Below are 25,719 nucleotides of genomic sequence, written 5' to 3'. Positions count from 1 at the left end.
TAATATTTTTTCACTCAAGTTCCGAGTGATAACAATTATTTACATTCAGTGGAGTTAGTAAAAATTATATGCTTTTATCGTTTCTTCCAATGAATTCTTTCTTGTGTACTGTTTTACCCACTCATAACCCAATTCTGCTTGTTGTTTTCTTTCTTTTTCATTCTCTATGTAATGGGTGATTTTTTCTATCATATCCATAACATTATACTCTACTAATGTTCCTCCTTTACCTACAATTTCTGTTAATGAACCTCCTTTCGTACTAATTACAGGAAGTTTCGCAGCCATAGCTTCTAAAGGTGTATATCCAAATCCCTCATATAAAGAGGTGAAAACAAATAAATCTGCTTCATTATAAAATTGATTTAATTTTTCATCGGGAATAAACCCACTGAATTCAATATTTTGTAACCCTAATTCTTTCGCAATTGCTGGATAATTAGTGTATTCCGGATGTGCACCTGCAATTTTTAAAAAGACATGAGGGTATTTTTTTTCAATTACTTTCATTGCATGTAAAAGTAAACCAACATTTTTTCGTCCCCCGAGGCCTCCTGTATATATTATCGTAAATTTATCTTTGTCCTTTATTACCGTATCATCATAAAAGAACTGATTGAAATTTAGAAAACCTTTACTCACATAAATTAATTCTTCAGGGTAATTCGCATATTTTATTGTATCCATCTTGGCATTATTAGAAACAACAATAATGGGAGTTCTTCTTTCTTTAAATCGATTGATAGCCCATTTGTAATACCCCGTAAACCATTTATCTGCTTCTGTTATATGTAACAATGAAACATCATGCATGGTAACTACAACAGGATTTGGAGTATACGATGCCGCTAATCCAGATAAAAACCAATGCCCATGTATTATTTGATCTTTGGGTGTGCTCTTAATTTTTTGATGTATAAAATAGGGTAAAATATAGGAGTGTAATCCTCTAAAGGATCGATATGGGATTTTTTTAATCCATTTATGTTTATGATAATCTACATCTGTATGGTTAGGTTTATATACTTTATAGAGTTTAACATTGCTTTTTAATTCCCTTAAAGATTCTCCTAACATATAACTATACCTTCCTATACCTGAATTAAAATGTTGGCAACAAGCTAAGGTGATATCACTAGGAATTTGCATTGAATTTTTCATTATATCGGGCAAGTTTTATTTTTCGTTTTTCATCAATTATTCTCAGACGTTCGTTTTCTTCGTTTTGTAATCGCTCATTTTTGTCTTTAAAATACTTTTGGATGTGTTCTATTGTGCGCATCAACATGGCAATCCATATCCACATCAGTATATTAAAGGGTAAAATACCGTTAACGTCTTGTGCTTGTTCTACTACTATAATTGATGCCAATGTTGCATAAAGAGATAGTAATAGAACTTTTAATTCTGTATTATCAAGACGCCAAAATTGGGTCTGAGTGAGGAAATAATAGATAAATGATATAAATATGGTAGAATAAACAATAAGGCCAAGCCAACCGGCTTCTACCATAACTCTTAAATGTCCAGAATCGGGAGCAAAGTTAGCCAACATTGTTCCTGGGGAAAATCGTACTCCCCAAACACCTGTACTTCCTAAACCACCACCTAAAGGATGGGCAAAAATCCAAGGATACATGGCATGTCTATTTTCTTCTCTTTCTTTGTATGATGTATCTTTCGACCCTGCGAAGGTGGATTGTATTCTTTGAATATGATAATTATCTGTTGGAGTATTGATTAGAATAATAAAAAATACAGCGAAAACAGCTCCAGCCATATAAACTTTCGTATTCCCCCAAAGTGCTACAACAATTGCAACAATTACGACAACTAATGCAATACCAGAACGGGTACCTGACCAAACTAAGGCAGGTAAACAGATAATGGTTCCAATAATAATAAAGATCTTTTTCCTCATGTTATATAATGGAAGCAGGAAAACTCCCATCACAATAATTATGGCCATCAACATACCAAAATGAGCTGGAGAAGCCAATGTACCAAAAACTCTCCATCGTCCTGAAATATATACGAGGTGCTTGGCATCGTTAGCAAACACCCATGCCATTTCGAAAGGGAAATAGCCATTAATGTTTTGAATTACTCCCCACAAGCCACTAAAGTAACAACAGCCAAACATAAAAAATATTAATGATTTCAGATCATCAATAGTCTTAAAATAGTAATAGACAATGAAGTACAATAAAGGATATAAAACGTAAGGCCTCATTACAAAGAACCAAGCCACTCTAGATGCAGCACTTGGATTAGCTACCTGTATAATGTTCCAACAGATCCATCCTGCAATTGGATACATCATAGGCACTTTAAATGTAGAAGCATAGTCTTTCATTTCTCCACATTTATAAAGATGTCCCAGAATGGTAAACATTATCGCAAAATCAAACCCTAAACCTATAGGAGCAGGGATATTCATTTTAAGAGGTATACCAATAAATATGCTTAGAAAGATATAGAAATAGATACTCATTCTAGCATAAAAGAACAATGATAATAGGAAAGGTATAGCAATACTCATTACAGCAATCGCCACACCTAAACCCCAATTCACATTATTGGCTAGGTGAGCAATACCTAATGATATAAGTAATGCGATGATTACACTGAATATTCCTATTAATGTTCCTTTACTCATCTGAATTTTTCCTTTCTGTATGAATAAAATTACCTTTTGCTTTACCTTGGAAAATGCTAAACAAACTCTTACAGTTACTCCATATTAGCATTGGGAATCTCCCCATTAATTGAAAAAATGAGGGTAGTAAACCATTCAATGATAAGAAGAAAGTTGCTCCAAGAATTAAACAACCAAATGCATACGTAAATAATAGATATTGATTGAAGAATATGATTTCGACAATAAAGAGTAAGGGAGTCAACAACATCAAGATACTTCTAGGTGGTCGAAGAATTGAGATGGTATAATCTAAGGCCTCAATGCTCAAACCGAAGAATATTTTTTTCAGCAATCTTGGTAAAAAAGCAAAAGCGGTCATGTATTGCTCTGCAAACCATCTTGATCGTTGTTGTTGTAAAACTTCTATATCATCTGTTTTCTCTTCGTAGACAATCGCGTCTGAAGCATAAATCCCATTTAATTTTTCTTTATCCAAAAGCCATTCAAGAAATAAGTTTTTGTCCATTCCTGGGTTTTTGAGACTTAATTTTTTTATTCCTTTTATAAACCAATCTATTTGAACGATAAATGCACTTCCAGTAAGTTCCGGATTCCATCCCATAGCTGATTTATAGTTTCTTAAAGATACATTGTTTAGATTTTCTGATATGAGATCATAACTAGCCACGGCATTTTGACTATTTAATGCAGATCTTTTCCCTTGAATGTAGTTGAAACCTTCTTTTCTGAATAATTCGATTTCATCAAAAAAAGTAGGGGAAACAACATTATCCTTATCTAACAATATCACGTGATTTGCTTTAAATTCTGCAATCACTTTTTCTTCAACAAATTCATCACATGTAAATTTTAACGCCTGAATGTATGTATTCCCTAAATTTGAATCGAAAGTCTTTTCCAAAGCAAAAATTTTCCTTTCATGCACTGCATTCATGATTTTTTGATCACAATGCTGAAATAAAACAACAGTCATATAGGGAACTTTAGGAGGATATTTTTCTATAGCATCTAAAGCATCAATTAATGTGTTATTGGCTTTATATGCAGGGATATAAATAATCCATCGATCATCCAATGAGATATTCTGTGGCTTTGCTTTTCTTTTATACAAAGAGCCTATGATGAGTGTAAACATTAAGTAAACACAATAGAAAAGGATAAAGCTACCAAGTATTAAGTATGTATAATGAAATAATAAACTCATCTTATTTTACTGTAGAGGTTAAAAGTCCACCAAAAATATTGCAATGCTGTTCTATCAAATAGTCCTGATTTTTAGCATCTTCTTCATCAAATGTTTCGTGTAACTCATAAACGTAAAAAACATCAGAGGTTAAGTTTAACCACTCATGCCATATTGTCGACTTATGTGTCGGGGGAGTAATAATCATAATATAATTGTATTGCTTCCTGAGTTTGACTAACAGCTTAAACCAATCATCAGGTAATAATAAATCGTAAGGAGATACTTCTTCTTGTGATAAATCTAAAATTCCACTTTCTGTAAACTGATCTCTATTTTTGAATTCCAACCTTTTAAAATCATTACCTGTTTTTGGTAAAGGAGTAAACCAATCATTATATATGATTAGTGATTTGAGATTTGTCCTATCAAACATCCTCTGAAGTTCAAGTAATGTATGTAGTGTTACGTGATTGGATCTAGCACCTACAAACGAAATAATATTTTTTCCGTTATCATCTAGATCAAGAATTAATCTCCTTAAATATTTTCTTGAATCTATGTTTTGAGAGTGAACTTGTTTTCTTTTATATTCTTGTCGCCAAACTTGTAGTTTACTGACAAATTTTGGTTTAAACCTTCTCAAATAATCAAGATGAGGTAATAAATAGATGGAAGCGATAATCGGAATTTTAGATTCCTTCTCAATTTGAAAAGGTAAATGATGTTTAGCATCAAATATGATTCTTAAAACCACAATGACAAGTATTAAAATCATACTACCCATAGAAGCTCCTACGATAATCAATCCTCTCTTTGAGCTTTTGGGCTTGATAGGGAAATTGGCATTTTCTACAACAAATAAATTATTACCCGATTCTTTCTCTAACAGTTCAGCAAAATGTTTTTTCTCTAAAAGGTTGAGATAATACTTTTCTTTTGTTTCAATTTGGCCTTCAAGTTTGACAATGTTTGCAATGATTTCAATGTTATTTCTTGATCTATTATTCAATTCATATAATTCATTTTCAAGCGTTTTTACAGATGCTTCTAGTTTTACATAGTTTATCTGATCTTGAATATATTTATTGACAATAGATTGTTTTGTCAAACTAGGATCATAAGTGGTACTGCTAATAGACTTTGATAACTGTGCATTAATTCTAATTTCTATGCGACTAATTTTCGCGTCAATTCTGTCTAAATAATCAGAAGGCAACTTTTCTAAGTTATATGCATTGTATTCTCTTTCTTGTTGTAGCTTTCTTAAAGAATCTTTTAGTTGCATAATACTCAAGTGTATTTCATCAGATTCTGATTTGAAACCGAAGTCTTTTTTATTTTCTAGTGTATTTCCTAAAAAATCAATACTCGATTTATCAGAGGCTAATTCCTTCTTCCCTTTAGATATTTCCTTTTTTAGTTCTGCACTTCTATCAATAATGAATTTCTTAGTTGCTTCAATATCAATTACATTCTGATCTCTCTGAAAGTCTCTTAATGAATCGTACAACATCAATAACTCATCATGAGCTCGATCACATGAAGCAGCAATGCTTTCTGATTTATCTTTATAGCGTTGCTTTACTTCATATCTATATTCTTTAATCCATGCTTTAGTTAAAATATCAATAATAAATTTAGCTGCATAAGGATCTTTATCTTCTACAGAAACATTAATGTATTTACTACTTCCGATTCTACTAATAGAAAACCGCTTACTTAAATCTTCAACACCCAGATTATTTTTAATCATTGTATTATTGATGACCACATCAATGGGTCTTTGCATGTTTAAAGTCTGGAAATTTTCTAATAAATATTCAGCTCTTGAAATCAGTTCTTCTTTTGTATATAAATCATTTATTAAATTGATTTTATATAGTTTATCTGTTTTAAATGAATGTATTAAAATATTTAATTGAAGGTTTTCCATCACTCTTTTGATACGAGCTATCTCTAAAAGATCTGTAAACATCAAACCTATTTCAAATAACTGCAGCGACTTTGATGTTAATGAAAGACTACCATCCGTATTTAATTCAAATTGAAGTTTAGCTTTTGATTCGTACATTTTGAAATCACTCATTGTATTAAACAGAATGACACACACAATCACTGGAATACCCATCCAAAGATGTATGTTCTTTACTGTTGTTTTTAATATGTAGATGAGATTTTGCAATGTTCTGGTATTACTCGCTAATAAGTAGTTCTATTTCGTGTTGTGCTAAAGCTGCACTAACTTCGGCCTCAATTTTTGCCACTCTTGTTTCGTGAAGACGTTGCTCTATAAGTAGGTATTCTTCTATTTTAGCTTCCCCCCTTAATAATTTATCCTTCACGATTTGTAATAGCTCTTTTTGACTTATTTCTTGTTCAGTGAAAATTTTTAATTGTTCGGTGGCTTTTAAATAGGCTGAGTAAATTTGGATATACTCTCTCTTTACAATTTTTAGCTGATTTTGATATTGCATTTCATTTTTTACCACTTCCAATTCTGCTTTTCGAATTCTATTATTAAGTGAGGTGATTGTAAACAAGTCAATAGAAAGCCCGACTCCTAAATCATTAAAGGCAGCCACTTGTGTGACAGTACCTGTATTTGAATATCGGAACGTACTTACTTGAAAACTGAATGTAGACATCCAACTTTTCCTAGCAGAAGCTAAATTTTGTTTCGCAATCCCCACTTCCATTTCTTTTGCTTTCAATAAGTAGTTGTTTTCAAGCCCTATATAAGTCAGAGAGTCGATTTGAGTGTCTTGATAAATAGGTCTATTCTGAGCTTGACAAAAAATATGGGTTATACTCAACAAAACAATTGATATAGCGAATGTTTTGATCATAAACGAGCAACGGTTTATATAAAAATACTAATAAATGTCGCTTATACAGACTCTTTATATATTTAATTTTAATAGTGATATGATATTGTTTAAATAGTACAAAAACACATATTTTCTACTGTAATGGAACTATTTTCACTATTCGAATAACTTATTTAATTATTGGGTTTAAATAAGGTGATATACAAAATTCTTCCCTAAATTTTAATTGAACTTTTTTTTAATGCTATGAAATCCATTGAGTGGTTGTCGTGTGTAGAAAGAGGATGTGGGATTGGTCAATACTCAGAATTAATCGCCCAAAAACTACTTTCTAAGGACATCAAGGTACAATTACATAGAAAAGGAAACCCTAATGAATATACATTAGCCTTTCCACATAGATCACTAAGAAACCTAAGAAATTATGTTGCTCCATTTTATCTGAAAAAACACTTAGACCATTTAGGAACGAAAAGCGATGTTTTCCATGCGGATAACATTGATGCCTTTACAGCTTTGATATATTCCAATAAAGCTAAGGGACACAAGAACTTTGTCACTATACATGATGTAATACCCATAGCTTGTGCTCATTTAAATTGGTTTCAAGACAAATATTATCGTTTCCAGTTGAAACAAAGTATCGAGAAATCAGATATCATATTTACTGTTTCACATTTCTCGAAGAAAGATATCATCAAGCACACAGGTGTAGCTGAGAAAAAAGTCAAGGTGGTTTATAATGGGATTAATCATAATGATTTATTCCCCAATAAAGAGAAAAAAGAAAACAAAATATTTACCATCAGATATATAGGTGGTTTAGGTGTTGCTCATAAAAATGCCACTGCTTTAATAGAAGTAGCGAGGATTCTTGAAAAAGAAAATATTCCCTTTTTAATGGAAATAGGATCTGGAAAAGCTGATTTAACACCTCTTCCTACTTTGGTAGAAAAGTATAATATTAAAAGCGTGAAGTTTTCAGGTTTTATTCCAGATGATGAAAAACGATCATTTTTAGCAGAAGCGGATTGTTTCCTTTTTCCATCATTATATGAAGGATTTGGATTTCCACCTTTAGAAGCTATGGCCTGTGGAACTGCAGTTGTCTCTAGTAACTGTGCTTCCTTACCAGAAGTTTTAGGAGATGCTGCTTTATTTTCAGACCCTAACCCAGAATTAATGGCTCAAAACGTCATCAAAATATATAAAAGTAAAACACTAAAAGAAGACCTAGAAAACCGAGGGATCGAACAAGCGAAGAAATTTACTTGGGAGAATACCGTAAACGAATTGTTAAACCATTATCAATCATAATATAATATGAAATTAAGAGTACCTAAAGACCGTTTCAGTTTGAATATTGACCCAAATTGGTCGGTGCTTGAAATAGGAGGAGGACACAATCCTCATCCAAGAGCAAACCTAATTGTAGATAAATACGACAACAATAATAATGGACACAGAGCCGGTGATATTGTAGTAAGAAAAGGTCAGAAATTTCTACTTGCGGATGGGGAGAATCTACCTTTTGAAGACAACGAATTTGATTATGTAATTTGTTGTCATGTTCTAGAACATGTGGACGATCCTGTCAAATTTATTAAAGAAATGACACGTGTTGCTAAAAGAGGATATTTAGAAATGCCCTCTTTAATGGGAGAATACCTTGTTCCCAAAGGCTCACACGAATGGGTATTTCTTGATATTGAAGATACTATAGTTGGAAAGAAAAAAGATGATGTAGGCCCTATAGGGCAACATTTAGACTTTGGTGATTTTTTTCTTTATTACTTATCAAGAGAAAGTATTGCCTTTAAATTATTAATGGCCACTTATCCGGATATTTTGACTGTGAGGTATGAGTGGGAAGATTCTTTACCAATAGTGATGAATCCTGAAGATGAATATCAAAATTCGTTTTTTGACGGTGCATTATCACAGGAACAAATGTTGAAATTATTTCCTCAGCGATCGTTAAAAGAAGAATTATCCTCTTTCTTTACTGCATTTTTCGCATTAAGTAGATCAATGTTTTCTAAAATATTAACTGGAAGTCGATTAAGAAAACTTGATAAAACAATTGGTTTAAATACTCAAAAAGTATCCTGATGATAGAGATTAGTGTGATTATACCCACTCATAATAGACAGGATCTTGTAGTTGAGCTAACTGAATCTATTTTGCATCAAGATTTCGATAATTCTAAATATGAGGTGATTATTGTTTGCGATGGATGTGTAGATAACACTGTGCAAATTCTAAGAGAAAAATACGAACACCTTGATCGTTGGACCATCATAGAGGTACAACAGGCAGGACCTGCAAAAGCAAGAAACTCCGGAGCTGAATTGGCAAAGGGGAAATACTTAGCTTTTACAGATGATGATTGTGTGGCTGATCCAGATTGGTTAACTACTATTTCGTCTACATTTGATAGAAGGGGGGATGTGTTAGGATTAGAAGGTTTAACCTACACTGATAAAAAAAATGTTACACCTTTAACTCATCAGATAGAAAATCTAAGTGGCAACCCTGCATTACCAACTTGTAATGCAGCATTTAGAAAAGATATATTTCAAGAGTTAAATGGTTTTGATGAATCATTTCCTTTTGCCCATAATGAAGACGCTGACTTTGCATGGAGGTTAAAAGAACGAGGTACTACTTTATTCCTAAAGGAGATGAAAATCTATCATCCACCTCGAAAAGAGAAATTATCAAAACTAAAAGGGAGGATGAGAATTCTTGAAAGTGAGTTCCCCCTTTATTACAAGAATAAAGCATTGTACAAGAAAAATAGAAATCCATCTCCATGGAGAACAATTTATGTAGAAGTATTTCTCTATCATCAAGTACACTTTTTAAAACATGTTCTTGGCTTTTTTAAACGACCAAAAGTATGTATTCAGGGTATCTCTTTGGTATTCTCCTGGTGGTTGAATTTAGTGACTTTGCTTCCATCATTTTTAAAAATGAATGATCATTATAAGAAAAGTATGTCGCCATGAAAAATTTTCCAATCGTCATGCAAGGGTTGACTCGTTTCGATGAAAAATACGGTGCAACATCACTTGCTTTGGCAAAAGAGTGGTCTAAAGATCGGTTAGTATTTTATATCGATCATCCTTTTACTTATAAAGATATCTATTCTAAAACTTTTGATTCCGAAGTGAAATTCAGAAATGCTTCATTTCAAAATGGATTACGAGTAATAAATCCTTATAGTGAATTACCCAATTTTATTAATATTACTCCAAAAATAGTTTTGCCCATTAATTTCTTGCCTAATGGGAAAATCTATGAACTACTTAAAAAAATTAATCATAAAATAATTAAAGAAACGCTTTTCAAAGTCCTTTCTTATTATGATGTGAATGACTACTATTATATTAATTCATTTAACCCCGTATACTATTTAAATTTAAAGAAGAAACCTCCATTATTAAATATCTATCACTGTGTTGATTTAATGTCTGGAGAAAGATATATAGCAAAACATGGAGTAAAGGCTGAAAATGATGTAAGTAAAAAAGCCGACAGAATTATTACGACATCAGATCAATTGAAACTTAATTTAATGAAATTGAACCCAAGTACAGAAGTGGTACATAATGGTGCTGATTTTTCTCAGTTTCAATTAGATCATTATACCGTTCCAAAAGAATATTTAAAGATTAATGGAAAGAAAGTCGTTTACGTAGGTAATTTAGGCCTAAGAATTAATTATCCGTTATTAAAGAAAATTGCTCAAAAAGATAGAAATCTGCAGTTTATTTTTATTGGTCCTATCAACGAAAGAGAATTTGCAGGTAAAGAATTAAGAGAAGAGCCTAATGTTCATTTCTTGGGTCCAAAGTTAGCTACTGAAGTTCCTCATTATCTTTATTATGCAGATATATGTATGATACCATTTGTCATTAATGAGTTAACACGTTGTATCTATCCTCTAAAGATAAATGAATACTTAAGTCTTGGGAAACCTGTATTAACTACCAATTTTACTGATTTATCAACATTTAAAGGAATGACAATTTCCTTTGAAAATGAAGACGATTTCTATGAAGGAATTAACCAATGTTCTGCTACAGAAGAAGAAATTGATCAAAGAAGACAATTTGCTTTATCCAACGATTGGACACACAGAGCGAAAGATTTCATATCTATTATTGAAGATGATGCAAAAAATAAAGCAAACGATAAAGAATAACCCAGCATTAAAAAAAATAATGCATTCCTGTATAGTTCGTAACTATAGACCGAGGTTATGGGTAAAACTTTTTTGGAATCCTTTTGTCCATAATGTTGCTTCTTCATCAGTTATTAGAAGATCTAGTAGAAGGGATGTTTTCCCTTTTAATGAATTTCAAGTGGGAAAAAAAACTATTATTGAATCTTTTGCAATCATCAACAATGCTGTTGGATCGGTTAAAATTGGAAATAACTGTGTAATTGGAATAGGAGATACAGTAATTGGTCCAGTAACAATAGAAGATAATGTGATTTTAGCCCAAAATATAGTGATGTCAGGTTTAAATCATACATATACTGATGTTACAAAACCTATTGTTGAACAAGGAGTCACCACTCATCCTATCACTATAAAAGCAAATAGTTGGATTGGTGCAAATTGCACCTTAGTAGGAGGTATTACTATTGGCAAACATTGCGTCATAGGAGGAGGCTCTGTAGTCACTAAATCAGTACCTGATTATCATATAGCTATTGGGAATCCAGCCAAACTTGTGAAGAGATATAATTTTGAAACAGAAGAATGGGAAAAGATTTAATATGGAAATACAAAAAGGCATCATATCAATCATAACTATCAATTTTTTCAATCTTGAGATCACTTTAGATATGCTACGTTCTATTGCTTCATTAAATAGAGATGACTTGGAAGTCATTGTTGTCGAATTAGGAAGTGAAAAATGTGATAAGTCTCCTTACATTGAAGTTATGAATGATGTTATCGTTATACACAATAAAGATAATATTGGATTTTCAGCGGGGAATAACCTCGGAATTGATCATGCTAAGGGAGAATTTTTGTATCTTGTAAATAACGATACAGAACTATCTAATAGTAGTATTGACCCATTAGTGATTGCTTTAAAAGATCAAAAAATAGGCATTGTCAGCCCAAAAATTAAATATTATGATCAAAAAAATATTATACAGTATGCTGGATATACCTTAGTAAATCCTTACACTGGAAGAAATGCAACTATTGGTAATTTAGAGGAAGACCATCATCAATATGATGATATTTATGAAACAGGGTACATACATGGTGCTGCCATGATGACCACCCGAGAACATTTAGAAAAAGTTGGAAAAATGCCTTTAGAGTTCTTTTTATATTATGAAGAGCTCGACTGGACCTCCTCGTTTCACAAACATAAATTAAAATCATTGTTTGTTGGGGAAGCTGAAATTCTTCATAAAGAATCAATGAGTGTAGGAAAGGACAGTCCATTAAAAGAATATTTTATTGCTAGAAACAGGATTATTTTCATGAGGAAATCATCAAATGTTGTTTCATTTTTCATATTCTTTGTTTTTTGTTTTCTTTTTTCTCTTCCTAAGCGTTTGTTTAATTTAATCATCGAACCTAATAAATACACTTTAATAAAACCACTTTTAACCGGTTATTACGACGCACTACATTATATCATTAATCCAAAAAAATTACAACCTAATAAGGGGTTAATGTTTAGATAAATTTATTATTCTTATTTCAACCCAGAACTACTAAAATGATTGACCTAATTGTATTAAAATATGTATTTTGGATAAGTCTCTTTATCATCATTTATTCTATTATTGGCTACCCAATTGTTCTTTACATTATCGTCCAAATCAAAAGATTGATAAAAGGTAAAAGGGAATTTGATGAAAAAACCTTATTAACGTCTAGAGTATCATTAGTAATTCCATGTTATAATGAAGCGAGTATCCTTCCGATGAAAATTGAGAATTCCCTTCAATTAGATTATCCAAAGGAGCTAATGGACATTGTTATTGTTGCTGATGGGAGTACGGATAATACTCCAGAAGTGGTAGAATTATATAAGAGAAAGGGACATAATATTACCCTGTTTCATAATAATATAAGAGCAGGTAAATCAGCTGCTATCAATAGAGTAATTAATGAAATTAATACTCCCATAACAATATGCACTGATGCTAATACAATTTTAAATGATCAATCTATAAAGGAAATTGTTAGGCAATTCCTTGATCCTAAAGTGGGTTGTGTTTGTGGAGAAAAGAGAGTGAAACAAGAGGAAGGAGATCTCGCATCATCAGGAGAAGGAGCTTATTGGAAATATGAATCATTTCTAAAAAAATTAGATTCAGAATTAACTTCTGTAATGGGTGGAGCGGGCGAATTAATTGCTTTTCGTACAGAATTATATCCTCAGATTCCACATAAAATGATTCTTGATGATTTCTTTATTTCAATGAAGATTTTAATGAAAGGTTTTAGAGTAGCCTACGAACCAAAAGCTTATGCATCAGAAGACTCTTCTGCAAGTGTTCGAGAAGAAATGAAAAGAAAAATTAGAATCTCAGCAGGAGGTTTTCAAATCATATTTACATTATTACCTTTATTAAACATCTTCAAATATGGGTGGGTAACATTTCAATATGTTTCCCATAGAGTATTAAGGTGGCTTTTTGTGCCATTTGCATTACCTGTTATATATATCATTTCATTGTACCTTTCACTTACAGATCATTTCTTGTATGCTATCCTTTTTGCAGGTCAGACTTTGATGTACTCTATTGCAGTTACAGTGCATTTAGTAAAGAAATATTGGACACCATCAAAATTGATGATGCTTCCTTACTACTATGCTATGATGAACTATTGTGCCATTTTAGGTTTCTGGAGATTTTTATTAGGGAACCAATCTTCTGTTTGGGAGAAAGCCATTAGAAAATAATTATTATGAAAAAGAAACAAAAAATAGTGATTCTTCTTTTGGTAACCTTAAGTTGTGTGGTCATGGGATTTGGTATAATGGCAGCTTACACATATAAAGTACTGGGTGATAATCCAAATGCATTAGAATCTTGGAATGATCAGGGTCGACCCGAAGGCACTTATGTTGTGGGTACAGCCACAACACCAATTGCAGAAACTATAGCGTTACAGACTTTAGTTATGGATACCATCGCAAGTGGAAGTACAACATTTTTACAAGAAAATAATAACAACTTTATCGTATTGGACGATGGAGATGTATATCTTACTCTATCATATGAAGATGCTGAATGGTTTAATACACTTGGATTTTATACTTATAATTACTTAAACCCACCAACAGTACCTGCTGATATAGAAAATACCAAAACCATTATTTTCCCAAAATTGGATACTGAAAACACTATCAATAATGGTTTTAGACTACATTTAGGATATTTCACAAAAGGTACAGTAATAGGATTCTTCATTGTCTCCCAAGGTTGGGATCCTTTTGCGGGTAATAAGATTGATGCAATCACATCAGGTCGTTATACTCTACATTCTAATGAAAATCTAAATGCTAATGTTGTTTCACCAGGAGGTTTACATATTAATTTCCTGCAACATTTTGTCATATTTGATTATAAGGAAACTCCTGAAAATGATTATATTCTTTGTGTGGAGGATAATATGGAAGAACCTGATTACGACTATAATGATGCTGTATTTTATGTGAGATCTAACCCAATTCCTAACATAACTACTTGGGATGGTATAATTAATACACCTATCGTTGCTAGAGATACTATTATTGGTGCATTATCAAATGTAACTTTACCTTTTAACCTACAAGATCTAATAACAGATGAAGACCCAAGCGGAGTGACTTACACTATTTTAGAAAAAACTAATAACAACTTTACTGTTGCTGAAGGTTTTCCTAATATAAATATTACAACACCAAGTCTTGTTTGGGTATCAGACACTGTTAAATACATTGCATGTGATCAGGGTTTTCCTTCAGCATGTGATACTGCAAATATTGTTATTCAATACTCAAATACTAATGTACCTCCCATAGCAGTAGATAATTATGCTATACCATTAACTCAAAATATAATTGACAATGGTGTTCCTATTACTACTTTAGGTGTAGATCCAGATAATAATTTGGATCCAAATAGTATAACCATCATTAGTAATTCGGATCTTACTTTACCGGTTACATCAGATGGTGCATCACTACAAATAAACCCATCTGATACATGGACGGGATCAGCTACAGTAGCATTTCAAATTTGTGATACTGAAGGAGCATGTGATAATGGCAGTGTTGTGATCACAAGAGCAGAAATAAATCAACAAATCGTTGCAAGAGATACTATAATAAACGTACAGCCCAATGTTGTATCAAATTTCCTGGTCACAAATTTAGTAGAAGACGACGGAGATATAGCTGATGTAACAATTAGAGTGGATTCATTATCAAACCCAAATATGTTTATCAATACTTTTAATGTACCGACCATTAAGGTAATGGGTATCTTGGGTTATATGGAATTGGATACAGTATATTACACAGCATGTGATAACGGTTCTCCTCAAACATGTGATAATGGTATTATTGTGGTAAGAACACAATCGGAAAATAATAACCCGCCAGTTGCACAAGATAATTTATTAATTCCATTGTCACCCGATATTTTATTAAATGGTATTCCAGTAACTACATTAGGAACTGATCCCGATGGTAATTTAAATATTCGATTAATAGAAGTTTTAAATACACCAGATGTAGGGTTAAACCTAGTGAATAATAATGGTATAATATCGTTAAGTCCTAACGGTGATTACCTTGGTAGTGATACAATTGAGTTTAGAATTTGTGATTCTGGTTCGCCTGCATTATGTGATGAAGGATCGTTTATTGTTCAAACATTAGAAACGCCACCAACAGCAAATCCAGATGTAATAAATACTTTCCCTAATGAAGGGGTAATCATTAACCCTTTAATAAATGATACTGAAGGTTCAGATCCAATATCACCAGCAACCTTAACAATAATACAACAACCTTTATCAGATACTGCAATAGTTCGTATTGTTGATGGAAAAGTTGAAAATATTACAGATCCTGATTTCATCGGTTCTTATCAAATAATCTATCAAATTTGCGATAATACTATTCCTGCTTTATGTGATACATCTACAATTACGGTTAATGTACAAGACCCAGCAGGACCGAATTTAATCACATCTACTAATACACCTCCGTTGGCACTAAATGATACAGTAGATGTACCATTCAACTCTACTGTAAATATTGTTGTGCTACCAAATGACAGTGATTCTGATGGAGAAATAGATAGTATAAGAACAAGTATTGTAGTGCCTCCAATTTCTGGTTCTGCATCACTAAATTATTTTAATAATACTCCAATAATAACTTATACACCTAATGATGGATTTACTGGGGTAGATGTTCTTACCTATAGAATTTATGATAAGGATAATCCTCAATTATCAGATGTGGCATTAGTCATAATTCATGTTGCAGATGAATCAGGAGTGATTACTTCAGTAAATACAGACTTTTGGATAGATACCGTAACAGTTAATCAAGGTGCAACTTATTGTATGCCTATACAAGATCGACTTGATGAAAACAGTTTGACTTGGAATCCTATCAATGCTGATCCATTAGTAAACGGTAAGGTAGAAAATTCATTAACTGCAATAGATAATAGTAATGTATGTTATACAGTACCTCAAGAGTTAATAGAAAATGATACAATTGACCATGTCTATTATACTGTTTGTAATAACGAAGGAGACTGTCGTAACGGCTTATTGGTCATTAATATAAATCAATGTGAAAATTGCGTTGATTCCGAAGAACCTAACCTCAGTTTTTATTCTGGTTTTTCACCAAATGGAGATAATATTAACGAAACATTTGTTATAGAAGGAGTGACTAATTACCAAGATACTGACCTTATTATTTACAATAGATGGGGACAGCCTGTTTATAACACAAGTCCCTATCAAAACCAATGGGAGGGAAATAATAACGATGGTCAACCCCTACCAGACGGCACTTACTATTACATATTAAAAGTAAGAGTACCTAAAGAATATAGTTATAACGGCTTTGTTGTCATAAAAAGATAATACCAATGAAAAAATATATATTTCTTGCATTTTTATGGGGCATCACTTCTTTTTGTTTCGGACAACAAATGCCCATGTTTTCCCAGTATGCTTACAATACATTAGCTATTAATCCGGCTTTTGCTGGCACTAAGGATGGTATAGATTGTATGATGCTTTTTAGAAAGCAATGGACAAATTATGAAGGAGCTCCAACTACATTAAACTTTGCTGCTCATTCTGCTGTAGCAAAAGGAAAAGTCGGTGTTGGTTTGAACTTTGTCAATGATAAAATTGGTATATCAACTAATAATACCGTACAGGGAGCATTCTCTTATCTTATGCCATTAAATGATAAAGATCTTACATTATCGTTTGGATTGTATTTATCTGTATTAAATTTTAAACACGATTGGGGTAATTTATTAATACAGAATACTAATGATCCTGTATTCAATCAGGGTAATGAAACATTATCCACCTTTAATACTGGTTTCGGGCTGTATTTATATAGTTCAAGATATTATGTCAGTTTCTCTATTCCTACCATATTAGAAACAGAAATGACGAAAACTTCAATGAATGAAAGTTTGTATAGAAGACATATGTTTTTAAAAGCTGGAGTACACTTTTTTCTATCTGAACATGTTGATTTTGTTCCATCAGTATTATTAAAAAAGGTAACCAATGCGAATTTACAAGCAGATATTACTGCCACTTTTATCTTTCAGAAAATGCTCTGGCTTGGAGCTTCTTATAGATCAGAAGATGGTATAGCATTGATGTCACAGGTAGTTTTGAAAGAGAGATTCAGAATTGGGTATGCATATGATTATCCTTTTACTGAAATCAGTAATCATACTTCTGGAACTCACGAAATTTTGTTAGGAATAAATATACCAACAAAACAAAAAGCAAATATTGTAACTAGTCCAAGATATTTTTAGTGATGAATAAAATCTATAAAAAAATATTGTTACTATTCTTGATTTTTAGTTGCTCATTTACATATGCCCAAAAAAGAAAAACTCTTTTACAGCGGGCTGAAAAGCATTATAAAAGTAAAGAATATCATTTAGCCATTGAAAATTTTGAAAAGGTTCAAGATTTGGATATAGTTTCAAAATTTAAGTTAGGTATGTGTTATCAAGAAAATGATAAATACAGAAAGGCTTTAAATATTTATCAAAGTATTTTAAATAGAAAATGGGAGGGAAGTGATTATGTATATCTCAACTATGGTCTTATGGCTAAATGCTTAGGATTATACGGTAAGGCAGGGAATGCATTTGAAAAATACTTGTTTAATCATGCAGAAGATAAAGACGTGAGAGATTTGTATTTATCCTGTCAAACTGAATATTTAACTAAGTTACAAGCCAATACTCATGTTTACTCTTTAGATAATATGTTTTTCAATTCTGAATACAAAGATTTAAACCCTTTGGTTTTCTTTGATGGTTTAATCTATTCCTCATCAAGAAACGATCATGTTAAGAGTAAAATACACCATAGGGATGGAGATCATTTCTTGGATTTGCATTATGTGGAAAAAAATGATTTAGGGGTTTATGAAGAAAGTGAAATACTTCATGCTCAAATTTTACATGATTATCATGTTGGACAGTCTATACTAGATACCTTGACGAACTATATGTACATGACAGTTAATATTACAAATCAAAGATTAGTTGATGATGATGAATTAGCTGTACATCATTTACAGATTGATAAAACTATTTATGATCCCGTAAATCACGATTTTACTAAACCAAAAGCCATCAATATAAATAGTCCAAAATATTCGATAGGACACCCTACATTAATGAATTATGGACAAACTATGATCTTTGCCTCTGATATGCCTGGAGGATATGGAGGTGTAGATTTATATAGATCTCATCTAGAAGATAATGGCGATTGGTCTGAACCTGAAAACCTTGGAAGCAAGATTAACACTTCCGGTAATGATATGTTCCCAAGTGCTTATGATGATAATACTTTATATTTTTCATCAGATAGACATATTGGATTAGGAGGTTTAGATATTTTTAAAGCCACTTTACGAAATGACTCTATAGTTTCCATAGAAAACGTTGGTGCACCAATTAATTCATCAACAGACGATTTTGGTATTACTTTTATTCCTAAGTCACAATCAAATGGTATAGAAGAAGGTTTCTTTACGTCAAACCGTTTTGGTGGGAGAGGATCCGATGATATTTACCATTTCAAAGCAAGACCATCTGACTTTATTGTTTTTGTTATTGATAGTATCACTAGAGAACCTATTGAAGGTGCGGTGGTCGAATGCTATGACAAACAGTATATGGCCATTCATCAGTTCGAGACCGACAAAACAGGTTATGTAAAGTTTAATAGTAGAGAAAAAGATGAAATGTTAAGTATTGCTGCAATGTCTCAAACTTATAGATACAAAGAAGTTTCTGTGGGTAAAGTGAAATCATCCAATAACATTATCATTATTGAACTGGCTAAAGGAAAAAATTTACAATTAGTAGGTGATGTCTTAGATGCTCACACCAAACAAAGAATACCTTCTGCAGAGGTCTTTCTTTTTGATAATGATAATACAAGAATACGATCGATAGGGAAAACAGAAGGTGGACATTACAGTATGATACTTACCTCATTACCTGATAAAAATTATCTTATTGGAAATGCAGAGGAATACGGTACGGCTAATGTGAAGATTACTAATCCCACCCCTGACCGTTACGGAATAATTTATCAAGATATATATCTTAGACCTAATTCTAAGAAAAATATAGTTGATATAGAGAATATCTATTACCCTTTTGATTCACCTCGCTTAACATCAGAAGCTAAAAAAACATTAAATGATGTTTTTGACTATTTAGATCAGAATGATCAATTAAGAGCCGAGTTACACGCACACTGTGACATTAGAGGAACAGAAGGCTATAATATGCAACTATCTCTGCGACGGGTAGAATCTGCCATGAATTACCTTGTCAGTAGAGGCATAGAAAAAAATCGTTTAGTGCTGGGGTATTTTGGGGAAGACGATACAGCAGTTGATTGTATTGAATGTACAGAATACCAACATCAAATGAACAGAAGAACCGAAATTCGGATATTGAAATAAGAATACCATTAGATTTAAAACCTACAATCAGTATTGCACTTAGATTGTAGGCTTTTTTATATCTAAAACTTTCTGAAAATGACTATTAAAAAGAACGATATCAGTTAAAAGATTACGTTTATAGGAATTATTTAGAATAATTCTAAAAAAGATCACTAAATACTTGGGTTTTATTTGTAATCATTCTAAATTAGCGTCATCGAGTTACAGTAAAACAGGATAAAATTACTGTACGTTCCATAGATTCTAATTTGTTACACAACAAATAAATCAGTAAGTGTATAAAATAATTCCGATAAACAGAGGCTCTATTCTATAGTGCCTCTGTTTTTTTATTCAAGAGGATAATCACTTGCTCCCCATTCTGTCCACGATCCATCATAGACTTTCATCTCGTTGTTTAGGATATCTGCTGCACCTAATAAATCTACACAGGCTGTAATGCCCGAACCACAGCTAAAAACAAGGGGGATATTTTCTGGTAATTCTAAATTATTGATGATTTCTTTTCTTGTTTCAAGCGATTTATAATTTCCATTTTCAAGTAGATCTTTAAAGGGAAGATTGTATGCACCAGGAATATGACCACTTCTCATTCCTTCTCTTGGCTCTTTTACGGTTCCATCAAATCGACCTTTACCTCTTGCATCAATCACTTGATATTGATTTTGACCTAACGATTCTTCAATCTTACTAGACGATATAATATTCTGATATTGTTTTATACCTTTAAAATCTCCCTTTTCAAAATCAGTAAATGGGGTGGAAGAAGTGGGTAAACCTTCTTTTATCCATTCATCAATACCGCCGTTAATAACTGCTACATCTTTATGACCCATTGTTTTAAACATCCACCAGGCTCTTGGAGCTGTGAAAATTCCCAAGTTGTCATAAATCAGAATTTTATGGTTTTTCTTAATACCTAGTTTTTGAGCATTATGATTAAACTGTTCCTCATTACAAAACATATTCGGAAGGGAAGATGTCGTATCACTGAAATCGTTTTTAATATCAAATACTCTGGCTCCATCTATATATTTACCTGGGTTATTGGGAGTCATTCCCACTTTATTACCGTCTTGACTAGCATCTAAAATAATCACATTATCATTTTTAGATAATTGATAAGCTTCTTTAACGCTTAGGATGTTTTTCATAAGTTATTAAAAAATAAAAGTTATATTGTTTAGTATTTAATATACAAGCTTTCATTTTTTCACCAAAACTTAGCGATATGAAAAAGAAAGATCTACCATTTATGCCTGAATATTATGATAGATACATTGATCTTTGTGAAGATAAAGACATAGTAGATATACTTTCAGAAACACTTGTCAATATTAATGAAGATAGTGTGGAGAAAATGCGTGCCTTAGGAACTAAGGTTTATGAAACAGGAAAGTGGACTATTCCAGACATTATTCAACATCTTATCGATACTGAACGAATATTAGCTTATAGGGCATTACGTTTTGCACGTGAAGATAAAACGGCATTAGATGGTTTCGAGGAAAATGATTATGCAGTTACAGCTCAAGGATATCAAAGAGATTTTGATGATTTGGTTGCTGAGTTTCAAGCTGTGAGAATGGGAACTATTTCAATGTTTAAAAGCTTTACAGACGAGATGCTTCAACAAGAAGGTACCGCTAGTAATGTAAAAATTAACGTACTCGCTTTAGGTTATACTATTGCAGGGCATCAACTTCATCATGCAAACGTGATTAGGGAACGTTATTTACCACTATTGGAAAAATAATTATTCACTAAGATAAAAGTCATCGTTGTCAGGTTTAGTATCTAGTTCATCAGTTTCTTGATTATCTGAAGCTTCGTTATCTAATTCTTGACTTTGTGTATCCATACTTAAAATCTGATCTGCTGTAATGTAATTCCCTTGTTTTTCCATTATAGCGTCCGTCATTAATTGATACATACCTAAGAACTCTGGAAAATCTTTTTGGAGTTCTTTTTCATGTTTAAGAATTGTTTTTTTATCTCCTCTAATGGCAGGGCCTGTTTGTCCATCTTTGGGACTATCAACTGCAAATGCTTTATCTACCGTCTCATAGATCAGGTGTTTTAAATCATTTAGTTCAAGACCTGCATTTTTTACTAATTGTGAAGATACTTCCAGTAAATGATTCGTAAAATTACAGGCAAAAACAGCTGATAAATGAAGCTTTTTTCTTTCTTCACTATTAATATGAAAAACCTTTGGTGTAATTCTCATAGCCAATGCAGCTAAATTATCCAATACACTTTGAGATGTACCGTCAATACATAAAGGTACCTTCTTAAAATCTACTTCTTTATCAAAAGAAAAAGTTTGTAATGGATAAAAAACACCTGTGAGAACATGAGCCTGTGCTAAAATTTCCATAGGTGTAGCCCCTGAAGTATGTGCCAAGATACATCGATGCTTGGGAAGTTCTATTTGTTTACATATTTCTTCAATAGCACCATCGCTAACAGCAATAATGAAAATTTCTGCTTCCGACTTTGTAAAATCTAATGAATCGGTAGGTATAGCATCGTAGAAGTTTTTTGAAAGCTTTTTAGCGTGTTTTAAATTACGACTATAAACCTCATGTATTATCGCACCTTTATCTTCTAATGCTAACCCTAGGTGGGTCGCTACTTTACCGGAACCAATTAGTGATATGTTCTTCATTAGATTATAAATTCATGACCTTTTGTTGGAACAACTACGTTAGGATATCCCAAATCCTCTATTGTTTTCTTGAATGCAAACATACTTTCTTCTTCTCCGTGATTTAAAAAGATTTGCTTTGTTTTACTTTTGTCTTGTTGCTTGACAAATTCAATCAAATCATTTTTATCTCCATGTCCACTAAAAGAGTCTGTTTGTTCAATTTTACAATGCACTTTATGTTCTTCATTTCCTAGACGTAAAGTACCTTCATTGTCTCTTAAACGAGCCCCCATGGTTCCTTCTGCAGAAAAACCTACCATTAAAATAGTGGCATATGGATTTTCCATATTGGCTTGAATATGATGTTGAATACGTCCACCTTCCATCATACCCGAAGAAGAAATTATAATGCACGGTTCATTATAATTTGAAATGGCTTTGGAATCGTTTGCCTTTAGTACATATTCCATATTTTCGAAATTAAATAAGCTATCATTTTCATCAATAAACTGTCTAGCTTCTTTATTTAAATGATTCGAAAACTGATCATATATTCTGTTACTTTGTATTCCCAACGGGCTATCAGAAAATATTTTAATAGGAGGTAATTTCCCTTCTACAAATAATTTATGAAGTTCAAAAAGAACGGCTTGTGTTCTACCAATACTAAATGCTGGAATAATTAGTCTTCCTGGAATATCAACGCATGTTTTAATGATCACATCTAAGATTTCTTGTGCGGAATCTTTAATTTGTTGATGTTCTCTATCTCCATATGTTGTTTCGCAAATAATATAGTCTGCTTGAGGAACTGGAGCAGGATCCTTTAAAAGTGGATATTCTTTTCTTCCGATATCACCAGAAAATAAAAGAGTTTTCATTTCTCCATTATCCTCTGCTTCAATGTATATATGTGCAGCACCAAGTAGGTGACCAGCTGGAATAAATGTCACCCATAAGCCAGGTTTTACATTAAACCTTCTTCCAAATTGAATAGGGACAACCTCTTGCATCGTATTCGATACATCACTTTCAGTATAAAGGTTTTCAGGAACAAAATTAAATTGTTCTAACGATTGTCCTTTAGATTTTTTCTTATTGTATGTCTTAAGTTTTCTTTGATTAATACGAGCAGAATCTTCTAATAAAATATTAGTAAGAGAAGCAGTAGGAGATGTACATAAAATCTGACCTTCATATCCCTCTTTATACAAATTAGGCAGCTTACCTGAATGATCTAAATGTGCATGGGTAAGTAATACTACATTAACTAAAGAAACATCAAATGGAAAGGCTGAATTGGGATATATAGGGTCTTCCTCGGTAAGATTACTCATATCTACACCACAATCAATCAATACCTGGTAACCATCTTCTAAAGTCAACAACGCCATACTACCGGTTACCTTTTCTGCCGCACCCCAAAACGTGAGTTTCATAAAAATACAATACAATTGATGAAAATATAACCTTAAAGTTAAATCATATTGAAAATAAAACACCTCTTTTTACGAAAAATTTACTGCATAAATTAAACTAAAAATTTTATGTATTCAGTTCCTGAAATTTCATAGGATTTGAGATCTCTAATAATTAGTTAGTTATATGTTTTATTAATTAAATAAATTCACTGTGGTATCTATAAACTTTTTTAGACACCAATTGTAAGATAGATGTTTTAGAATATAAAATGATTAATTTTTTTACATCTAGATTTATTTTTTTTCAAAAAAATGAAAGATTTATTATCAATAAATTTGATTGGGTTAAATCGAATACATAACTAATTTATAACATTTACTTATATTCTTAGGTTTCAATAGTATAAGACAAAATTTGATATGTCAAATTATATTAAATCTTTGTACTTAGATCATATATTTTGTTCAAATGAAAGCAATATGTTGTACTTTTTTTAGATGGGCAAAATATTATTTATTAATTTATAGTAAATTGAAATGAACATAAATGATATCTAAATGAGAAAAATTATTTTCATTGCCATTTCCCTTCTCATCATGTCATGTTCTGTTAAACCAATGCAAGAAGATAAATTCCCTTTAGGGGTACATAAAATATCTGGTGTTGACGAAATTAGAGTAGAGTTTACAGACATGGCCAAGTGTTATATTGAAAAATATAAAGATGGAAAAAAAGTAATGTATAAATGTGAATACGTTATTATCACCGACGGCGACAAAAATGTATATAAGGTCAATTTCCGTCAGTTAATTATGAATGGCTGTAATACTGGCAAAGTAACAAACATTATTGGAAATGATGGTTTACTATTTCATCATACCCAATTAAGTCGTGCTGATTGGCAATTAGATTGTACTCAAGCGGCTTTATCAATGATAAATAAAAAATAAGCACCTCATATCAAAAAGATAGAGGTGCTCCCATTAATCTAGACTTTTCTTAAAAATTCTTTCTCCTTCATTTTCACAAAAGATAAAAGACAATCCGAGAGTCCCTCATCGGATAATTCCTCTCTGTCAATCACCAAGTCAAATTTAATAGGAACTTGCTCAGAAATGTATGCATTGAATCTTCTTCGCTTTCTGTCTTTTTCTCTAACCCTTTCCTTAGCATACCTAAAGTCTAGCTGATTCGCATGGGCATATTTCTGGATTCTATACTCTTCCGAAGCTCTAACATTTACTTTCATCACATTAGGAACTCCAGAAGCAAAGTGAACTGCTCCTCGTCCTAGAAAAATTACATTACCTCTTTCAAAGTAAGATAAGATAACCGTTCTAAGTGCTTTTGTCAGATTCTCGTCGAGGGTGTTTCTATTAAAATCCAGCCCATACATTATTTGATCGATAATTCCTTTATATTCAATAGGTGTAAATTCGTTGATATCATTAATACCTACCTTAAGTTCTTTCGATAGGTTATGTAAAACCGTGTAATCAATTAATTTCCAAGGTCTTTTATGAATCTGGAAGCCAATTTCTTCTTTATTTAATTGGTCTATTAAAATTTCGGCAGCTTTTCTGGTTTGTGTCCCAAACTGTCTACTTATTGTTAGGATCAAACCGTTTGCTACAGGTGCTTTGACTTTCCTGATTTCTCTTTCGATTAGATAATTATAAATGTAGGCTTCCATAGTCATAGGGTTTTAG

General features: G+C 32.1%; 21 protein-coding genes. 12 read left to right on the top strand and 9 right to left on the bottom strand.

Features of this window, described 5'->3' with window-relative positions:
- Positions 1-54 precede the first annotated feature (54 nt).
- Genes KMW28_RS26010 through KMW28_RS25990 form a run of 5 tightly spaced genes read right to left on the bottom strand, consistent with a single transcriptional unit; the run spans position 55 to position 6,694 of the window.
- A complete protein-coding gene (locus tag KMW28_RS26010) occupies positions 55-1,161 on the bottom strand; it encodes a glycosyltransferase family 4 protein (protein WP_205958165.1) in 1,107 nt (368 codons plus the stop codon).
- Positions 1,136-2,659, bottom strand: coding sequence for an O-antigen ligase family protein (locus KMW28_RS26005; RefSeq protein ID WP_169663822.1), 1,524 nt, complete (start codon positions 2,657-2,659; stop codon positions 1,136-1,138). The genes KMW28_RS26010 and KMW28_RS26005 overlap by 26 nt, the downstream gene beginning before the upstream one ends.
- Positions 2,652-3,866 (bottom strand): glycosyltransferase, encoded by a 1,215-nt coding sequence (locus KMW28_RS26000; protein WP_169663821.1) that lies wholly within the window; start codon positions 3,864-3,866, stop codon positions 2,652-2,654. The genes KMW28_RS26005 and KMW28_RS26000 overlap by 8 nt, the downstream gene beginning before the upstream one ends.
- Position 3,867: 1 nt before the next feature.
- Positions 3,868-6,030 (bottom strand): GumC family protein, encoded by a 2,163-nt coding sequence (locus tag KMW28_RS25995; protein ID WP_215585909.1) that lies wholly within the window; start codon positions 6,028-6,030, stop codon positions 3,868-3,870.
- Between the two features lie 10 nt (positions 6,031-6,040).
- Positions 6,041-6,694: a TolC family protein gene (locus tag KMW28_RS25990; RefSeq protein WP_066215053.1), complete on the bottom strand. Its 654-nt coding sequence runs from the start codon at positions 6,692-6,694 to the stop codon at positions 6,041-6,043.
- Between the two features lie 228 nt (positions 6,695-6,922).
- Between KMW28_RS25990 and KMW28_RS25985 the strand changes: the two genes are divergently transcribed.
- The 10 genes from KMW28_RS25985 to KMW28_RS25940 all read left to right on the top strand — a co-directional run bounded on the left by KMW28_RS25985 (position 6,923) and on the right by KMW28_RS25940 (position 19,932).
- Positions 6,923-7,993, top strand: coding sequence for a glycosyltransferase family 4 protein (locus tag KMW28_RS25985; protein WP_169663819.1), 1,071 nt, complete (start codon positions 6,923-6,925; stop codon positions 7,991-7,993).
- Positions 7,994-7,999: 6 nt separating this feature from the next.
- A complete protein-coding gene (locus tag KMW28_RS25980; RefSeq protein ID WP_169663818.1) occupies positions 8,000-8,788 on the top strand; it encodes a class I SAM-dependent methyltransferase in 789 nt (262 codons plus the stop codon).
- Positions 8,788-9,687 carry a glycosyltransferase gene (locus KMW28_RS25975; RefSeq protein ID WP_066215046.1) on the top strand — a complete coding sequence of 300 codons (900 nt, stop codon included), beginning with the start codon at positions 8,788-8,790 and terminating at the stop codon, positions 9,685-9,687. Before KMW28_RS25980 ends, KMW28_RS25975 begins: the two co-directional genes overlap by 1 nt.
- Complete coding sequence (locus KMW28_RS25970; RefSeq protein WP_169663817.1) at positions 9,684-10,886, top strand: glycosyltransferase; 1,203 nt, start codon at positions 9,684-9,686, stop codon at positions 10,884-10,886. Before KMW28_RS25975 ends, KMW28_RS25970 begins: the two co-directional genes overlap by 4 nt.
- 160 nt (positions 10,887-11,046) lie before the next feature.
- The gene (locus tag KMW28_RS25965) at positions 11,047-11,466 is read left to right on the top strand and encodes an acyltransferase (RefSeq protein ID WP_244994564.1); all 420 of its coding nucleotides are present in this window, start codon (positions 11,047-11,049) and stop codon (positions 11,464-11,466) included.
- 1 nt (position 11,467) lies between these two features.
- Positions 11,468-12,400 (top strand): glycosyltransferase family 2 protein, encoded by a 933-nt coding sequence (locus KMW28_RS25960; RefSeq protein ID WP_066215040.1) that lies wholly within the window; start codon positions 11,468-11,470, stop codon positions 12,398-12,400.
- A gap of 35 nt (positions 12,401-12,435) precedes the next feature.
- Entirely contained in the window at positions 12,436-13,629 is a 1,194-nt protein-coding gene (locus KMW28_RS25955; protein ID WP_066215037.1) for a glycosyltransferase family 2 protein, read from the top strand.
- 5 nt (positions 13,630-13,634) lie between these two features.
- The gene (locus tag KMW28_RS25950) at positions 13,635-16,823 is read left to right on the top strand and encodes an Ig-like domain-containing protein (protein ID WP_169663816.1); all 3,189 of its coding nucleotides are present in this window, start codon (positions 13,635-13,637) and stop codon (positions 16,821-16,823) included.
- A 5-nt stretch (positions 16,824-16,828) separates the two neighbouring features.
- On the top strand, positions 16,829-17,749 hold the full coding sequence (locus tag KMW28_RS25945) for a PorP/SprF family type IX secretion system membrane protein (protein WP_169663815.1): 921 nt from the start codon (positions 16,829-16,831) through the stop codon (positions 17,747-17,749).
- A 191-nt stretch (positions 17,750-17,940) separates the two neighbouring features.
- The gene (locus KMW28_RS25940; protein WP_169663814.1) at positions 17,941-19,932 is read left to right on the top strand and encodes an OmpA family protein; all 1,992 of its coding nucleotides are present in this window, start codon (positions 17,941-17,943) and stop codon (positions 19,930-19,932) included.
- 332 nt (positions 19,933-20,264) lie between these two features.
- Here the strand turns inward: KMW28_RS25940 and KMW28_RS25935 are convergent, their stop codons facing one another.
- On the bottom strand, positions 20,265-21,089 hold the full coding sequence (locus KMW28_RS25935) for a sulfurtransferase (protein ID WP_169663813.1): 825 nt from the start codon (positions 21,087-21,089) through the stop codon (positions 20,265-20,267).
- 77 nt (positions 21,090-21,166) lie between these two features.
- On the opposite strand from KMW28_RS25935, the gene KMW28_RS25930 reads away from it, so the two are divergent.
- Positions 21,167-21,691 carry a DinB family protein gene (locus tag KMW28_RS25930; protein WP_169663812.1) on the top strand — a complete coding sequence of 175 codons (525 nt, stop codon included), beginning with the start codon at positions 21,167-21,169 and terminating at the stop codon, positions 21,689-21,691.
- Here KMW28_RS25930 and KMW28_RS25925 read toward each other — a convergent pair whose 3' ends face one another.
- Positions 21,692-22,606: a Rossmann-like and DUF2520 domain-containing protein gene (locus KMW28_RS25925; RefSeq protein ID WP_169663811.1), complete on the bottom strand. Its 915-nt coding sequence runs from the start codon at positions 22,604-22,606 to the stop codon at positions 21,692-21,694. It abuts the gene before it with no gap.
- The gene (locus KMW28_RS25920; RefSeq protein WP_169663810.1) at positions 22,606-24,027 is read right to left on the bottom strand and encodes an MBL fold metallo-hydrolase RNA specificity domain-containing protein; all 1,422 of its coding nucleotides are present in this window, start codon (positions 24,025-24,027) and stop codon (positions 22,606-22,608) included. The genes KMW28_RS25925 and KMW28_RS25920 overlap by 1 nt, the downstream gene beginning before the upstream one ends.
- Before the next feature lie 540 nt (positions 24,028-24,567).
- On the opposite strand from KMW28_RS25920, the gene KMW28_RS25915 reads away from it, so the two are divergent.
- Entirely contained in the window at positions 24,568-24,960 is a 393-nt protein-coding gene (locus KMW28_RS25915) for a hypothetical protein (RefSeq protein WP_169663809.1), read from the top strand.
- Positions 24,961-24,998: 38 nt separating this feature from the next.
- Here the strand turns inward: KMW28_RS25915 and KMW28_RS25910 are convergent, their stop codons facing one another.
- Complete coding sequence (locus KMW28_RS25910; protein WP_066215018.1) at positions 24,999-25,703, bottom strand: cytidylate kinase-like family protein; 705 nt, start codon at positions 25,701-25,703, stop codon at positions 24,999-25,001.
- Positions 25,704-25,719 lie beyond the last annotated feature (16 nt).

The organism is Flammeovirga yaeyamensis (assembly GCF_018736045.1).
Classification (GTDB): domain Bacteria; phylum Bacteroidota; class Bacteroidia; order Cytophagales; family Flammeovirgaceae; genus Flammeovirga; species Flammeovirga yaeyamensis.
The sequence above is the reverse complement of the archived record's forward strand: the minus strand, read 5'-3'. Positions and strand labels throughout refer to the sequence as shown.